The organism is Janthinobacterium lividum (assembly GCF_034424625.1).
GTDB lineage: Bacteria > Pseudomonadota > Gammaproteobacteria > Burkholderiales > Burkholderiaceae_D > Janthinobacterium > Janthinobacterium lividum.
The window spans coordinates 378097-393115 of record NZ_CP139976.1; the positions used below are offsets into that span (position 1 = coordinate 378097).

The following is a 15019-nucleotide window of genomic DNA, read 5'->3' on the forward strand; positions in this document are numbered from 1 at the left end:
TGAAGGAACGAACATGGCTGATGGCAAAATCGTTCAGTGTATCGGCGCTGTGGTGGACGTTGAGTTTCCCCGCAACGCGATGCCTAAGGTATTTGATGCCTTGAAGATGGCAGGCTCGGAACTGACCCTGGAAGTACAACAGCAGTTGGGCGACGGCATTGTCCGTACCATTGCACTCGGTTCGTCCGATGGCTTGCGTCGCGGCATGATGATTCAAAATACCGGCAAACCTATCATGGTGCCAGTCGGTAAAGCAACCCTGGGTCGCATCATGGACGTGCTGGGCAACCCGATCGACGAATGCGGCCCAGTGTCGCACGAGCAGATCGCGTCGATCCACCGCACCGCTCCTGCATACGACGAACTGTCGCCATCGCAAGAACTGCTGGAAACCGGCATCAAGGTGATCGACCTGGTGTGCCCGTTTGCAAAAGGCGGTAAAGTTGGTCTGTTTGGCGGCGCTGGCGTAGGCAAGACCGTCAACATGATGGAACTGATTAACAACATCGCCAAGGCGCACAGCGGCGTGTCCGTGTTCGCCGGCGTGGGTGAGCGTACCCGTGAAGGTAACGACTTCTACCACGAGATGGCTGACGCGAAAGTGGTCGATCTGGAAAACCCGGAGAACTCCAAAGTCGCGATGGTCTACGGCCAGATGAATGAACCGCCAGGTAACCGTCTGCGCGTCGCGCTGACCGGCCTGACGATCGCTGAATCGTTCCGTGATGAAGGCAAGGACGTTCTGTTCTTCGTCGACAACATCTACCGCTTCACGCTGGCTGGTACCGAAGTCTCGGCACTGCTGGGCCGTATGCCGTCGGCTGTGGGTTACCAACCGACCCTGGCGGAAGAAATGGGCCGTCTGCAAGAGCGTATCACGTCGACCAAGACCGGTTCGATCACCTCGATCCAGGCCGTCTACGTTCCAGCCGATGATTACACCGATCCGTCGCCTGCTACCACGTTTGCTCACTTGGATTCGACCGTTGCGCTGTCGCGTGACATCGCTTCCCTGGGTATCTACCCAGCCGTGGACCCACTGGATTCGACCTCGCGTCAGCTGGATCCGTTGATCGTTGGTCAAGAGCACTATGACACCGCGCGTGCCGTGCAAACGACCCTGCAACGCTACAAGGAATTGCGCGACATTATCGCGATTCTGGGTATGGACGAGCTGGCACCGGAAGACAAACTGCTGGTCGCCCGCGCACGTAAGATGCAGCGTTTCCTGTCGCAGCCTTTCCACGTCGCTGAAGTCTTTACCGGCGCGCCTGGTAAATACGTTTCGCTCAAAGACACGATCAAGGGCTTCAAAATGATCGCTTCGGGCGAACTCGATCACCTGCCGGAACAAGCGTTCTACATGGTCGGCACGATCGAAGAAGCAATCGAAAAAGCCAAGAAACTTAACTAAGTTAAGTCTGGGCCTAACCCCGCCCCTTACACGGCGGGGTTCTTCAACCCGATAGGACACACATGGCACACACAATTCACGTTGACGTGGTTTCCGCTGAAGAACTGATTTTTTCAGGCGAAGCAGAATTCGTCGCGTTGCCGGGTGAACAGGGCGAGCTGGGTATCTACCCACGCCACACGCCTTTGATTACCCGCATCCGTCCGGGCGCGGTCCGCATCAAGGTAGTCGGCCAGGCTGAAGAAGAGTTCGTCTTCGTTGCCGGCGGCCTGCTGGAAGTGCAACCGGATACCGTGACCGTCCTGGCCGATACCGCGATCCGCGGTCACGACCTCGACGAAGCGAAAGCGCTGGAAGCGAAGAAGTTGGCGGAAGAAAATATCCACAACAAGGATTCGGGCATCGACTACGCGCAAGCGCAAGCCGAGCTGGCCAGCGCGATTGCGCAGCTGGCAGCGATCCAGAAGCTGCGCAAGATGTAATCCATCTGCGCCGCACAAGAAAGGCAGCCTGCGGGCTGCCTTTTTTTTCAGCACAAATTAGCGGCGCTTGTCCTTTCCCCTTTCCAGTCCCGCCTTCAATATCGTCTTCCACTTGGCGCGCGCGGCAATGCGTTCGAGCGGCGTTTCCTCGCTGCGGCGCGCGTCGCGCAGCAGCTTGTGATAATTACGCAGGCGGTCCCCATCGACGGCGCCGCGCACGGCGCAACCGGGCTCGCTGGCATGCTGGCAATCGCGGAACTGGCATGTCGCTGCCAGCGCCGCGATATCGTCGAACGTGGCAGCCAGCGTTTCCGCATCGGCGTCCGCGCGCCAGCTGCGCAAGCCCGGCGTGTCGATGATGCAGGCGCCGCTGGCGCACAGGTGCAGCGAGCGCGCCGTCGTCGTGTGCCGGCCACGGCCGTCGCCATGGCGCACGCCGTTGGTTGCCTGCTGCGCCGCAGCCAGGGTGTTGGTCAGGCTGGACTTGCCCGCGCCCGATGAACCGAGCAGTACCAGGGTCTGGCCGGCATCCAGCCAGGGTTCCAGGATGGCCACGTCATACGCATGGCGCGTATCGATGGCGAACAGCGGCACGTGGGGCGGCAGGCGCAGTTTGAGCTGCGCCAGCTTGCCCGGCACGTCATCGGCCACGTCGGCCTTGCTCAGCACCACCACGGGGCTGACCTGGGCCGCCAGCACGATGGCCAGATAGCGTTCCAGCCGGCGCGGGTTGAAGTCTTCGTCCAGTCCCATCACCAGCAGGGCCGTATCGACATTGCTGGCGAGCACTTGCCGCCGGCCGTCATTGCCGCGCCGGCCGATCTGCGTGACCGGGGATAAGTGCGCCGTTATCCACAGCATGCCGTAACCATCGTGTTCGGCGGCGACCCAGTCGCCAACGGCAAGGATGGTGTCCTGCGCCTGCAGCTCGTGCAGCAGGCGCGGCAGGATGTGCGCCCCGTGTTCCAGGATGCCGTCGTGCACGCCGATGCTGTCGCGGTGCACGGCGCTCACGCGCAGCAGCTGCGCGGCGGGGGAAGAGATGTCGAGTTGGGTGGCTGCGCTGGCGATGGCCTGCTGCAGCCCGATAAGGCGTAGTTGCGCAAAATCGAATGTGATCATGGTAGCGTGATTCCAGATTCTGTCGTCCGCGTGCGGACGTGAAGCCTGCGCGTGCAGGCACCGCCAGTCGCCATGACTGGCACGAAGAAGGGGGAGGTCGGCTACGCGATCACGCGTATGGGGAAGGGCGAGCTAAGGGAGTTAGCGGGGAAAACAGTGAAAACAGTGATCAGGCAGCCGACAGCACGGCAGTATCCGAATGGCGCATGTTGTCTACTCCTGAGGTGTGATGGAAAACGCCAGTGTGCCAGCGGCGCGCGCCGCCGTCAATGGAAGGTGTGGCTCAGCTGCACATGCCGTAGGTCGGATTAGTCCGCAGGGCGTAATCCGACACATTGTTGGCGCGATTGTTGAATTAGCTGCACATGCCGTAAGCGCTGCGCTCGGGGAAATAGCGGTAGGTAAACGTGCGCACCGGGTAGCGTTTGCCGGCGACGAGCATGTCGGGCATGGACAGGTCGAAACGCTGCGGCAGCTGGCGCGGCAGTTGCAGGCGCAGCCGCCACTGGGTTTCCTTGCTGTTGCCGACGGCGGCAAACATGATGGGCAGCTTTTCGATGACGTCGACGATTTCCGCCTTCTGGTTCATGCCGCGCTGGTAGATGGTCAGTACTTTCGCCTCGGCGAACGGCTGCTGTTTCGGCTCTTCCAGCAGGAAGGACAGGCGCGTAAAACTGGCTTGCGTGCCGACGGGTAAAGTAAAAATCAGTGCCAGTTCCGTGCCGCCTTCCTTCAGGGTGACGGGCGGCGTGGCATACACGCTGATACCGCGCGGCAGCTCGAAGCGCGAACCCTCCGTCCACGTCTTGCACTCGGGCGTGGTGGCCTGGTACAGGCTGGGCGCCGTGTAGTCATCGCAGGCGGAAACCAGCAGCAGCAGGGGCAGGGCAAGGAGGGCGGAACGGCGCATGGGAGTCACGGTTGGGGGAATGAGCCGACAGTGTAAGCGATCCCCACGCGATCCACCAGCGACGCTAGGCTTGCCCAGGCGGCGCGCGCCGCACGGATTGCAGCTGGCAGTGCGCCGCCTGCAAGGCATCCTTGATGGCATCGAGCGCCAGTTGCGGCCGGGCCGCGCCGCACATGAAGATATCGACGGCGGCAAAGTTGCATTCCGGCCAGGTGTGGATGGAGATGTGCGATTCAGCCAGCAGCACCACGCCGGTGACGCCCTGGCCGGCGCCAAAGCTGTGGAAATGGCTATGCAGCACCTGCGCGCCAGCCGTGATGGCAGCGTCGCGCAGCAGGCGCTCGAGCGCGGCGCCGTCGCGCAGGCGTGCCGGCGCGATGCCCGACAAATCGGCCAGCAAGTGGGTGCCCAGGGGCAGATGCGGTGTGGCTGCCATGCTTATTTGTGGCTGCCGCCGCTGGAGCCGCCGCCATAGCTGCCGCCGCCGCTGCCCGTGCGCGAACTCCAGCTGCTGCCGCTGCTGCTGCCGGCCACCTTGAACATGCGCACCCAGTTGGCGGCCGTGACACTGAAGGTCACCATCAGGGCATAGATCACGTATTTACTCATGGGGGATTCTTTGCATTCTTGTCGAGAAAAGCGGCAGGCAGGAACAGCGCCAGGCAGCCCAGCAAACTCCACATCAAGGTGCTGGAGAACGAGACAAACATGGGAATCGCATTCAAGACCAGCACGATGATGATGAAGACCTTGGCGATGCCGCGATGGCTCAGCTGGATATTCTGCACTTTGGCGCCGCCATGGAAGGCGCTGCCGAACCAGGCGGCCATCTGGTCATAGGCGACGGGCACGGAGCGCGACCAGGTCATTTCCTCGCCGGTGAGCTCCGCCGCCAGCTTGGTCTGCCCCTGCTCGAATTCAAACACGCGCGTGCTGTCGCCGACGGCCACCTTCCAGTTGAAGGCGCCCGCCGCATACACGACCTGCGAGCCGTAGTCATACAGTTTGCGGTAGGTGGTGCCATCGAGCGTGCAGGTATCGGCGTCCAGCGACGCCCAGTTGGGCCAGTTCGGCAGCACGTTCGAGCGCGACCAGCCATCGTCCGTCTCCACCAGCCAGAAGAAGCCGGCGCGCGCGTTGTACAGCAGGTATTCATTCCACTCGCTGCCTTCGTCGTCGGCGCGGCGCATCATGCCGATCACCGTGAAGTCCACATTGCTGATCTTCGCGCTGGCGCCCAGCTCCAGCGTGATGTCGGCGTTGTCGTGCACCTGCTTGCCGATGGCCAGCACCTGCGCTTCCGGGCCGCTGGCGTCGAGCTGCGCATGGCAGGCGGGACACACGAGCTGCGCCGCCGCGCCGGGGACATACCCGATGCCGCTGCCGCAGGACGGGCAGTCGAGCGCGTCGAGCTTGCCGCGGTACTTGCCGGCGCTCCTGGCGATGGCGTCGTCGTCGCGCAGCAGCTGGCACTGCAAGCCCTCCAGGGTGACGGCAACGCCCTGGTAGACGACGGGTTGCGGGCCATCCGTGTAGTCGAGCGTGACAAAGCTGGCGTAGTTGCGGAAGTCCGCCACCTGGATGCGCCAGCCGGCGCCTACCTTGAACGGCAGTTCTCCCTGGCCGGCGATGCATTCGGCGCTGCGGATCTCGGCCGCCGTGTACGGTTCGCCGCAGATCGTGTAGCGCCTGCCCGGCGTCAGCTCGGCAAAGGCGGGCAGGGCGTCTTGCGTGCTGCGTACGCGCGTCAGCGTGTACAGGCCGGACGAGTCGCCCAGCCACGCCGTGCTGGCGTCGTCGAACAGCAGATACCACTCGTTCCACGTGCCGGCGCTGTAGCGCTGCTGGATGCGGCCGACGACGGTGAAGTGCACGCCATCGTGCACGCCGGCCGTGCCGATCTGGATCGGCGAATAGTCTTCCAGGACGGCCGACATCTTGCCCACGTCCTTGACGGAATCGGCGTCCTTGAGGATGGTGCTGTGGCAGTATTCGCACACGGCGAGTACGGAAGCGTGCGAGCGGAAGTGGACTTCCGCGCCGCAGCTGGGACAGGAAACAGTTTGCATGCAGTCGCGCTTAGCCGATCAGTTTTTTCAGCAGTTCAGCCTTGGCGCCGTCGTAGTCGGCTGGCGAGATGAGCCCCTTGTCGAGCAAGCCCTTGAGCTTTTCCAGGCGCGCCTCGATCGGTTCTTCCGCGGGGGCCGGTGGCGCCGCAGGCGGTGCGGCCGGGGCAGGCGCCGGCTGCTGTAGCGCTCCGCCCATGCTTTGCGCCATCACCTGGCCGATCGACAGCCCGGCGCCCAGTCCCGCGCCGATGCCGGCCATGCCGCCTTCGTTTTGCGCCGCCAGCGGGATCGCATTGGCCACCTGGAATTTCGTAAAGCCGCTCATCTTGTCGGCGCCCAGGCCGCCCTTCATGCCGGCCGAGATGCGCTCGTCCAGCGCCGCCTGCAATTCCTCGGGCAGGCTGATGCTGGCCACATTGAATTCATCGAGGCCCACGCCATAGCGTGCAAAGGCCTGCGCCAGGCCATCCTTGACCTCTTGCGCCATCAGCGCCTGGTTGGCCGCCATGTCGAGGAAGGGGACATTCGCGCCGCCCAGCGAGCTGGCCATGCTCGACATCAGAATGCCGCGCAATTGATCTTCCACTTCGTCGCGCGTATAGACTTCGCGCGTGCCGCTGATCTCGGTGAAGAAGGTGCGGGCGTCGGCGATGCGGTACGAGTACATGCCGAAGGCGCGCACGCGGATCATGTCGAAATCCTTGTCGCGGATGGTGATCGGCTGCGGCGTGCCCCATTTGCGGCCCGTCTGCACGCGGGTGCTGAAGTAATACACGTCCGACTTGAAGGGCGAATCGAACAGCTTGTCCCAGTTTTTCAGGTTGGTCAGCAACGGCAAGGTCTGCGTCGTCAGCTTGTGCGTGCCGGGACCGAAGACATCGGCGATCTTGCCTTCATTGACGAAGACGGCCACCTGCGATTCGCGCACATTCAGGATGGCGCCGTTCTGTATCTCGAAATCCTGCATGGGAAAACGCCAGGCCAGTACGCCTTCCGTTTCTTCGTTCCACTGCAGTACGTCGATAAACTGCTTCTTGATAAAGCTGCCGAGGCTCATGATGGTGTCCTTGAGTGAGGTAAAACGTCAGGAAATGCAGGCGGCGTTGATGGCGCCGATCGACAGGGAAATGGCGGCCAGCAGGCCGCCGAAGGCGCTGTTGTTCGATTCGATCTGGTCTTTCGACATGCGCAGCAGGCGCGTGGTGACCACATAGGCGAGCAATTGCACCACCATGGCGCCAAAGGCCCAGGCGAAGAACTGCTGGTAGTCGGCCGTGTGCATCAGGGACGAGGCGATGGTGGCGGAAAAGCCCAGCATGGCGCCGCCCAGCGACAGGGCCGCCGCCTGGTTGCCCTGGCGGATCAGCAGCACTTCGTTATACGGCGTGACGCGCGTGTAGATGATAAAAAATACAATCAGCAGCCCGGCGGCCAGTAAAAGATGGATCAGATAGTTTAGGATGGCGGGCACGGCATTCCTCACAAATGAGTATTTGATAACGTCAACGCATATTAGAACAAAAAAAGTCCAATGAACAAAAAGATTCTGATTTTGTCCGTCTTCGTGGTCGCTTCCTGCGGCCTCGCGTATGAGCTGATTGCCGGCGCCATGTCCAGCTACCTGCTCGGCGACTCCATCCTGCAGTTTTCCACCATCATTGGCTGCTACCTATTTGCGATGGGTGTGGGCGCTCACTTTTCAAAGTATGTAAAGGACGATGACGTGCTTTCGCGCTTCGTCGACATCGAACTGGCCGTGGGCTTGATCGGTGGCCTGTCGGCGGCCATCCTGTTCATGACCTTTTCGTGGATGGCCGCGCCATTTCGCACCTTATTGTATGTGATGGTGTTCCTGATCGGCGCACTGGTCGGCATGGAAGTGCCGCTGGTGATGCGCGCCCTGAACACGCGCCAGACGGAATTTTCTGAACTGGTCAGCCGCGTGCTGACATTCGATTACCTGGGCGCGCTGGCCGTGTCCCTGCTGTTCCCGCTGGTGCTGTCGCCGTACCTGGGCCTGGTGCGCACGGGCTTCCTGTTCGGCATGCTCAATGTGGGCGTGGGCCTGTGGAGCATTTATGTATTCCGCGCTGAGCTGAAAAATCTCACAGGACGTTTGCTGCGCGCCTGTGCCGTGATGCTGTTGCTGATCGCCGGCTTTGCCATGTCGGACCGCATGGTGGCCTGGGGCGAACACGGGCTGTTCGGCGACCAGATCGTGTATTCCACCACCACGCCCTACCAGCGCCTGGTGATCACGCGCTGGAAGGACGATACGCGGCTGTACATCAATGGCAACCTGCAGTTTTCCTCGCGCGACGAGTACCGCTACCACGAAGCGCTGGTGCACCCCGTGCTGGAAGCGTTGCCGTGGGCGCGCCGCGTGCTGGTGCTGGGTGGCGGCGATGGCCTGGCCCTGCGCGAAATCCTGCGTTATCCACAGATCGAACACGTCACCGTCGTCGACCTCGACCCTGCCATGACGGCCGCGTTTACCACGCGCCCGGAACTGGCAAAGCTGAATAACAAGTCGTTCTCGGACAAGCGGGTTACCGTCGTCAATGCCGATGCCGCCGTCTGGCTGCGCAACAACGGCGACATGTTCGACGCGGCCATCGTCGATTTCCCCGACCCGTCCAGCTTCGCGCTCGGCAAACTGTACTCGGTGCCGTTCTACGACCTGGTGAAAAAGCACCTGGCGGCCAAGGGCCTGATGGTGGTGCAATCGACGTCGCCCTTCTTTGCGCCGCACGCTTACTGGACCATTAATTCGACCCTGCGCGAAGTGGGCATGCGCACCTGGCCCTATCACGCCTACGTGCCCTCGTTCGGCGAATGGGGTTTTATCCTGGCCTCGCCCCAGCTCGACTACAAACCGCCCACCAGCTATCGCCTGCCGATGCGCTACCTGAATGCGGACACCACGCGCGAGATGTTCATCTTCCCGCCCGACATGCAGCCGCTGCCCATGGCGCCGAATCGCTTGAATACCCAGTCGCTCGTGCATGAATTCGAGCAGGACTGGAACCGGGTGATCCGCTGATGCAGCGCCGCTCTTTCATGCTGTGGGCCGCCGGCGGCACGGCAGCGGCAGCCGCTGGCATCGGCAGCATCGCCGCGTATCTGCGCTGGCAGGAAATCACGCCCAAGGTGCTGTATCCGGGCCGCAGCGAGGGGCATTACTTGCGCAAGCTGCTGCGCGAGCGCACGGCGCTGCCGGCGCCTTCGGCAACCGTCACCACGGATGTCGCCATCCTCGGCTCCGGCATCGCCGGCCTGACGGCGGCCTGGCGCTTGAATAAACTGGGGCACAAGGATTTCCTCATGATCGATGGGCCGCAGCCGTATGGCAACGCGGCCGGCGGGCAGTTCGGCGACCTGGCCTATCCGACCGGCGGCCATTACCTGCCGCTGCCTTCGCCCGAATCGACCCATGTGCGCGAGATCCTGTTCGATTTGGGGATCATCCAGCGCGATCCGCAGGCGGAAAAGCCGACTTATGACGAGCGCTACATCCTGCACGCGCCCGAGGAACGCCTGCTGTTCAACGGTCACTGGCAGGATGGCTTCATTCCCACCGAGGGCGTTTCCGCCGAAGAACTGGCGCAGCACGAGCGTTTCTTTGCCGACGTGCGGCGCCTGCGCCAGGCGCATGGCAACGATGGCAAGCGCGTCTTCGTTTTTCCTACCGTGGAGTCGTCGCAAGACCCGGCCTGGCAGGCGCTCGACACCATCACCTTGAAGCAGTGGATGGAGCGCGAAGGCTATACCTCGCCCACCCTGCACTGGTATTTGAATTACTGCTGCCGCGACGACTACGGCACGCGCTACGACCAGGTCTCGGCCTGGGCGGGCCTGCATTACTACTGCAGCCGCTGGGGACAGGCGGCCAATGCCGGCAATGGCGCGTGGCTGACCTGGCCGGGCGGCATGCAACCGGTCGCCACGGCCATGGAGCAGGCCTCAGGTGTCAAGCGTCATGCGGGCACGGTGGTTTCCGTGCGGACGACGGAGCAGGGCGTGGAAGCGCTGTGCCTGGAGCTGGTCGACGGCCAGCCGCGCACTTACCTGGTCAAGGCGCGCAAGGCCATCTGCGCCATGCCCTTGTATGTGGCGGCGCGCGTGGTCAGCGACATCGCCAGCTATGGCTACGACCTCAAACGCGATACGCCCGCGTATGCGCCGTGGCTGGTGGCGAATTTTTTACTTAAACGCTTTCCCGACGAACTGCCGCATGCGCCCCTGTGCTGGGACAACGTGGTGTACCAGGAGCCGGGCCTCGGCTATGTCGTCTCCACGCACCAGGATATCCGCGTGCGCCCGCCCGAGAAAACCGTCTTCAGCGCCTATGTGGCCCTGTCCGACCGCACACCGCAGGAAGCGCGCAAGTGGTTAGATGTGGCCACGCCGGAGCAATTGCTGGCGCTGGCCAGCGTCGATTTGAAGACGGCGTATGGACGCGATTTTGCCAGCTGCGTCGAACGGGTCGACATCACCGTGCGCGGCCATGCCATGGCCGCACCGTTGCGGGGATTTCGCAGCAATGCGGGGCTGAAGGCGCTGCGCGAACACGACGGCGCCATCCTGTTTGCGCATGCCGATCTGTCGGGCTTTTCCGTGTTCGAGGAAGCGGCGTGGTGGGGGGACAGGGCGGCGCGCCTGGCTTCCACATGAGGATATCAATGAAAAAGGCCGGCGCAAGCGCCGGCCAGAGCCCCCCAAGGCTCGAACCGGTCTACTTGTTCTTGTTGATCACGTCGATGAAGACGGCCGCCAGCAGCACCAGGCCCTTGATCACCTGCTGGTAGTCGATGCCGATGCCCATGATGGACATGCCGTTGTTCATCACGCCCATGATGAAGGCGCCGATCACGGCCCCCATCACCTTGCCCACGCCGCCCGAAGCCGAGGCGCCGCCGATGAAGCAGGCGGCGATCACGTCCAGCTCGAAACCCGTGCCGGCCTTCGGCGTGGCCGTGTTCAGGCGCGCCGCGAAGATCAGGCCGGCCAGCGCGGCCAGCATGCCCATGTTGACGAAGGTGTAGAAGCTGACCCGTTCCGTCTTGATGCCGGACAGGCGCGCCGCCTTCTCGTTGCCGCCCACGGCATACACGCGCCGGCCCAGCACGGTGCGGTTGGTAATGAAGGTGTAGGCGACGATGAGCAGCGACATCACGGCCAGCACGTTGGGAAAGCCGCGGTACGACGCCAGCAGGTAGCTGAAATACACCATCACGGCGGCGAAGATGGCGTTTTTCAGCAGGAAGAAGGCGCGCGGTTCGTTTTCCATGCCGTGCTTCAGTTGCTTGGCGCGGCTGCGCAGCGAAGTGATAATCAGCGCCGCGGCGGCGATCACGCCCAGCAGCAATGACAGGCCGCGCAGGTTTTCGCCGCCGAACGGGTCGGGCAGGAAGCCCGAACTGAGCATCTGGAAGCCTTCCGGGAAGGGGCCGACCGACTGGCCCGCCAGCAGGGCCAGGGTCAGGCCCTTGAACACCAGCATGCCGGCCAGGGTGACGATGAAGGACGGGATTTTAAAGAAGGCGACAAAATAGCCTTGCGCGCCGCCGATGACGGCGCCGGCCAGCAGGCAGATGATGCTGGCGGCGACAAAATTCATGTTGTGGTTGACGATCAGGACGGCCGCCAGCGCGCCGACGAAGCCGACCACCGAGCCGACGGACAAATCGATATGGCCGGCCACGATGACCATCAGCATGCCCAGCGCCATGATGACGATGTAGCTGTTTTGCAGCACCAGGTTCGTCAGGTTGAGCGGCTGCATCAGGGTGCCGTCGGTCATGTACTGGAAAAAGCCCATGATGACGATCAGGGAAAGCAGCATGCCGTAGTCGCGCATATTGTTCTTCAAAAAGCCGGCATAGCTTTTTGCTTGCGGCGCCGCGGCTGGTGTTGCTGGCGCGCCTGCTGTCAATTTATTGTCCATTGTTTTCTCCGTGTGTAACGATCGCGCGCATGATGCGTTCCTGCGATGCTTCTGCCGCGCTCAGTTCTGCCGCGAAGCGGCCTTCGTTCATGACATAGATCCGGTCGCACATGCCCAGCAATTCCGGCATTTCCGAGGAAATCATGATGATGCATTTGCCTTCGGCGGCCAGCTCGCTGATGATGCTGTAGATCTCGTACTTGGCGCCCACATCGATGCCGCGGCTCGGTTCATCGAGGATCAGGATGTCGGGGCGTGAAAACAGCCATTTCGCCAGCACCACTTTCTGCTGGTTGCCGCCGGACAGGTTGACCACCTTCTGCGCCACGCTCGAGCAACGGGTCTTGAGCTTGCGGCGGAACTCCTCGGCCACGCCGAATTCACGCTGCTCGTCGATCACCATGTGCTTTGAAATCGCGTCCAGGTTGGCCAGGCTGGTGTTCTTCTGGATGTCTTCCTCGAGGATCAGGCCCAGGCCCTTGCGGTCTTCCGTGACATACGCGAGGCCGTGGGCGATCGCCTTGCCGATGGTGCTGACGTCGATTTCCTGGCCATTCTTGAGCACCGTGCCGCTGATGCGCTGGCCGTAGGCGCGGCCGAAAATGCTCATCGCCAGTTCCGTGCGCCCGGAGCCCATCAAGCCGGCGATGCCGATGATCTCGCCCTTTTTGGCATGCATATTGATGCCCTTGATGACGGGGCGGTCGGCATGCTCGGGATGGAACACGCGCCAGTCGCGCACTTCGAAAATGGTCTCGCCGATGGTGGGCGTGCGCGGCGGATAGCGGTCGGCCATCTCGCGCCCGACCATTTTTTCGATGATGCGGTCTTCGCTGACGGCGTCGATGCGGCAGTCGAAACTGTCGACCGTGTTCCCGTCGCGCAGCACCGTGATGGCATCGGCGACCCGTGAAATTTCATTGAGCTTGTGCGAGATCAGGATCGAGGCGATGCCCTGGGCTTTCAGGCCCAGCAGCAGGTCGAGCAGGGCCGCGCTGTCGCTTTCGTTCAGGCTGGCCGTCGGCTCGTCGAGGATCAGCAGCTTGACGTCCTTGCACAGCGCCTTGGCGATTTCGATCAGCTGCTGCTTGCCCACGCCCAGGTTGGTGATCAGGGTGTCGGGGGACTCTTTCAGGCCCACTTTGTGCAGCAGTTCGCGCGTCTTCGCTTGCGCGTATTCCCAGTCGATGACGCCCATGTGGGCCGGTTCGTTGCCGAGGAAGATATTCTCGGCGATCGACAACTGGGGCACCAGCGCCAGTTCCTGGTGGATGATGATGATGCCGATTTCTTCGCTGTCCTTGATGCCGCGGAAGTGCCGCGTCTGGCCCAGGTAATCGATGTCGCCCGTATAGCTGCCATGGCCGTAGACGCCGCTCAGCACTTTCATCAGTGTGGATTTGCCGGCGCCGTTTTCGCCGACGATGGCGTGGATCTCGCCGCTGCGTACCCGCAGGTTGACATTGTCGAGCGCAACGACGCCCGGGAATGTTTTGCGTATCCCGCGCATTTCCAGGATAGTGTTCGTCATATAACCTTTCTGGCACGGCCGCGCTGGTCGGCATCGGTCGTGCGGCAGTCTTGTTCTTGATCGTGCATGAAGCGAAAGGCCCGGCAGCGCCGGGCCTTCAGTACCTTGGATGCTTATTTCACTTGCGCTTCCGTGTAGTAGCCGCTGCCGGTGACGAGCACCTGCTTCCAGTTCGCCTTGTCGACGGTGACGGGTTTGAGCAGATAGGACGGCACGACTTTCACGCCGTTGTTATAGGTCTTGGTATCGTTGACGGTCGGCGTTTTGCCGCTCATCATCGCGTCGACCATGTTCGCCGTCACCTTGGCCAGTTCGCGCGTGTCCTTGAACACGGTCGATGCCTGTTCGCCGCGGATGATGGATTTCACCGACGGGATTTCCGCATCCTGGCCCGTCACAACGGGGAAGGGCTGTTTCGGCGTGCCGTAGCCGACGCCCTTGAGCGAGGACAGGATGCCGATGCTCAAGCCGTCATACGGCGACAGCACCGCGTCGACACGCGCATTGCCGTAGTAGGCGCTGAGCAGGTTGTCCATGCGCGCCTGCGCCACGGCGCCATCCCAGCGCAGGGTGGCGACCTTTTCCATGCCCATCTGCTTCGAGCGCACCACCAGCTTGCCGCTGTCGATGTACGGTTTCAGCACCGACAGCGCGCCGTTGTAGAAGAAGTGCGCGTTGTTGTCGTCGGCCGAGCCGCCGAACAATTCGATATTGAACGGGCCCTTGCCTTCCTTGAGTTTCAGCGCCGATTCGATATAGCCCGCTTGCAGCACGCCGACCTGGAAGTTGTCGAAGGTGGCGTAGTAATCGATATTTTTCGTACCGCGGATCAAACGGTCATACGAGATGACCTTGATGCCCTTGTCGGCCGCCTTTTGCAGCACGTTCGACAAGGTGGTGCCGTCGATGGCGGCGATCACCAGCACCTTGGCGCCCTTGGTGATCATGTTTTCCACCTGCGCCAGCTGGTTCGGGATATCGTCGTCCGCAAACTGCAAGTCCGTCTTGTAGCCGCGCTCCTTGAATACCTTGACCATGTTGTCGCCATCGGCGATCCAGCGCATGGACGATTTGGTTGGCATCGAGATGCCGATCGCGCCCTTGTCGGCGGCGCTTGCCACGGGCATTACCGCCATGCCGGAGATGGCCAGCGCCAGGCTCGCGGTCAGCATTTTCATTGTTGTTTTCATTTCAGGTCTCCACCGTCTTCGATAGTTGAATGTGCCAGGGCCGTCGTCCAGTGGGCGGGCTCCGTGCGGATGGCCGATTGCAGGCCACGGCTGATACTAGTTTGTCCATCCATCCCTCACCAATCACTTTTTTCGCATTGGCGATATCCAAAACGGTATCGATAAGCCAATTGATGCAATGCGCCATTGCGCGCCTTCCCGCCTGCTGGCAGGGCGGAAACGGGGGCCGGTCGGCGGCTTTTTTTGGTGCACTGCAATACCAATAATCATCATTCAATTTGGTGATTTTCGTAATTGCGGCGACACAGGGCGGCGCGCAGAATCGGTCCGAACTTGAAGACCAGCCATCCCGTC

14 protein-coding genes are annotated in these 15019 nt (G+C 62.0%); 4 read left to right on the forward strand and 10 right to left on the reverse strand.

Translation table 11 applies throughout. The annotated features are described in order from the left end of the window. Positions 1 to 13: 13 nt before the first annotated feature. Both atpD and U0004_RS01610 read left to right on the forward strand, forming a co-directional pair. Positions 14 to 1414, forward strand: a complete 1401-nt coding sequence (atpD, locus tag U0004_RS01605) for a F0F1 ATP synthase subunit beta (RefSeq protein WP_034752705.1) — start codon at positions 14 to 16, stop codon at positions 1412 to 1414. 62 nt (positions 1415 to 1476) lie between these two features. After that, a complete protein-coding gene (locus U0004_RS01610) occupies positions 1477 to 1896 on the forward strand; it encodes a F0F1 ATP synthase subunit epsilon (protein ID WP_034752707.1) in 420 nt (139 codons plus the stop codon). 57 nt (positions 1897 to 1953) lie between these two features. Here the strand turns inward: U0004_RS01610 and rsgA are convergent, their stop codons facing one another. The 7 genes from rsgA to U0004_RS01645 all read right to left on the reverse strand — a co-directional run bounded on the left by rsgA (position 1954) and on the right by U0004_RS01645 (position 7468). Next, positions 1954 to 3018, reverse strand: coding sequence for a ribosome small subunit-dependent GTPase A (rsgA, locus tag U0004_RS01615; RefSeq protein ID WP_070257824.1), 1065 nt, complete (start codon positions 3016 to 3018; stop codon positions 1954 to 1956). 355 nt (positions 3019 to 3373) lie between these two features. Continuing rightward, entirely contained in the window at positions 3374 to 3928 is a 555-nt protein-coding gene (locus U0004_RS01620; protein ID WP_070257823.1) for a hypothetical protein, read from the reverse strand. A 64-nt stretch (positions 3929 to 3992) separates the two neighbouring features. Next, on the reverse strand, positions 3993 to 4364 hold the full coding sequence (gene speD, locus U0004_RS01625) for an adenosylmethionine decarboxylase (protein ID WP_115057390.1): 372 nt from the start codon (positions 4362 to 4364) through the stop codon (positions 3993 to 3995). A 2-nt stretch (positions 4365 to 4366) separates the two neighbouring features. Continuing rightward, positions 4367 to 4537 (reverse strand): hypothetical protein, encoded by a 171-nt coding sequence (locus U0004_RS01630; protein ID WP_157814714.1) that lies wholly within the window; start codon positions 4535 to 4537, stop codon positions 4367 to 4369. Next, the gene (locus tag U0004_RS01635) at positions 4534 to 5997 is read right to left on the reverse strand and encodes a DUF4178 domain-containing protein (RefSeq protein WP_070258317.1); all 1464 of its coding nucleotides are present in this window, start codon (positions 5995 to 5997) and stop codon (positions 4534 to 4536) included. Before U0004_RS01635 ends, U0004_RS01630 begins: the two co-directional genes overlap by 4 nt. 10 nt (positions 5998 to 6007) lie before the next feature. Continuing rightward, complete coding sequence (locus tag U0004_RS01640; protein WP_034783830.1) at positions 6008 to 7054, reverse strand: SPFH domain-containing protein; 1047 nt, start codon at positions 7052 to 7054, stop codon at positions 6008 to 6010. 27 nt (positions 7055 to 7081) lie between these two features. Continuing rightward, the gene (locus tag U0004_RS01645) at positions 7082 to 7468 is read right to left on the reverse strand and encodes a DUF350 domain-containing protein (RefSeq protein ID WP_034783828.1); all 387 of its coding nucleotides are present in this window, start codon (positions 7466 to 7468) and stop codon (positions 7082 to 7084) included. A gap of 60 nt (positions 7469 to 7528) precedes the next feature. Here U0004_RS01645 and U0004_RS01650 point away from each other — a divergent pair, with 60 nt between their 5' ends. Together U0004_RS01650 and U0004_RS01655 are read left to right on the forward strand one after the other, a co-directional pair. Beyond that, positions 7529 to 9040, forward strand: a complete 1512-nt coding sequence (locus U0004_RS01650; protein WP_070258319.1) for a polyamine aminopropyltransferase — start codon at positions 7529 to 7531, stop codon at positions 9038 to 9040. Continuing rightward, entirely contained in the window at positions 9040 to 10671 is a 1632-nt protein-coding gene (locus U0004_RS01655) for an NAD(P)-binding protein (RefSeq protein WP_070258321.1), read from the forward strand. Before U0004_RS01650 ends, U0004_RS01655 begins: the two co-directional genes overlap by 1 nt. A 61-nt stretch (positions 10672 to 10732) precedes the next feature. Here the strand turns inward: U0004_RS01655 and mmsB are convergent, their stop codons facing one another. The 3 genes from mmsB to chvE all read right to left on the reverse strand — a co-directional run bounded on the left by mmsB (position 10733) and on the right by chvE (position 14611). After that, positions 10733 to 11944: a multiple monosaccharide ABC transporter permease gene (gene mmsB, locus U0004_RS01660; RefSeq protein ID WP_070258323.1), complete on the reverse strand. Its 1212-nt coding sequence runs from the start codon at positions 11942 to 11944 to the stop codon at positions 10733 to 10735. Beyond that, positions 11934 to 13475: a multiple monosaccharide ABC transporter ATP-binding protein gene (gene mmsA, locus U0004_RS01665; protein ID WP_070258325.1), complete on the reverse strand. Its 1542-nt coding sequence runs from the start codon at positions 13473 to 13475 to the stop codon at positions 11934 to 11936. The genes mmsB and mmsA overlap by 11 nt, the downstream gene beginning before the upstream one ends. A gap of 113 nt (positions 13476 to 13588) precedes the next feature. Continuing rightward, positions 13589 to 14611, reverse strand: a complete 1023-nt coding sequence (gene chvE, locus U0004_RS01670) for a multiple monosaccharide ABC transporter substrate-binding protein (RefSeq protein ID WP_223278970.1) — start codon at positions 14609 to 14611, stop codon at positions 13589 to 13591. Positions 14612 to 15019: the final 408 nt, after the last annotated feature.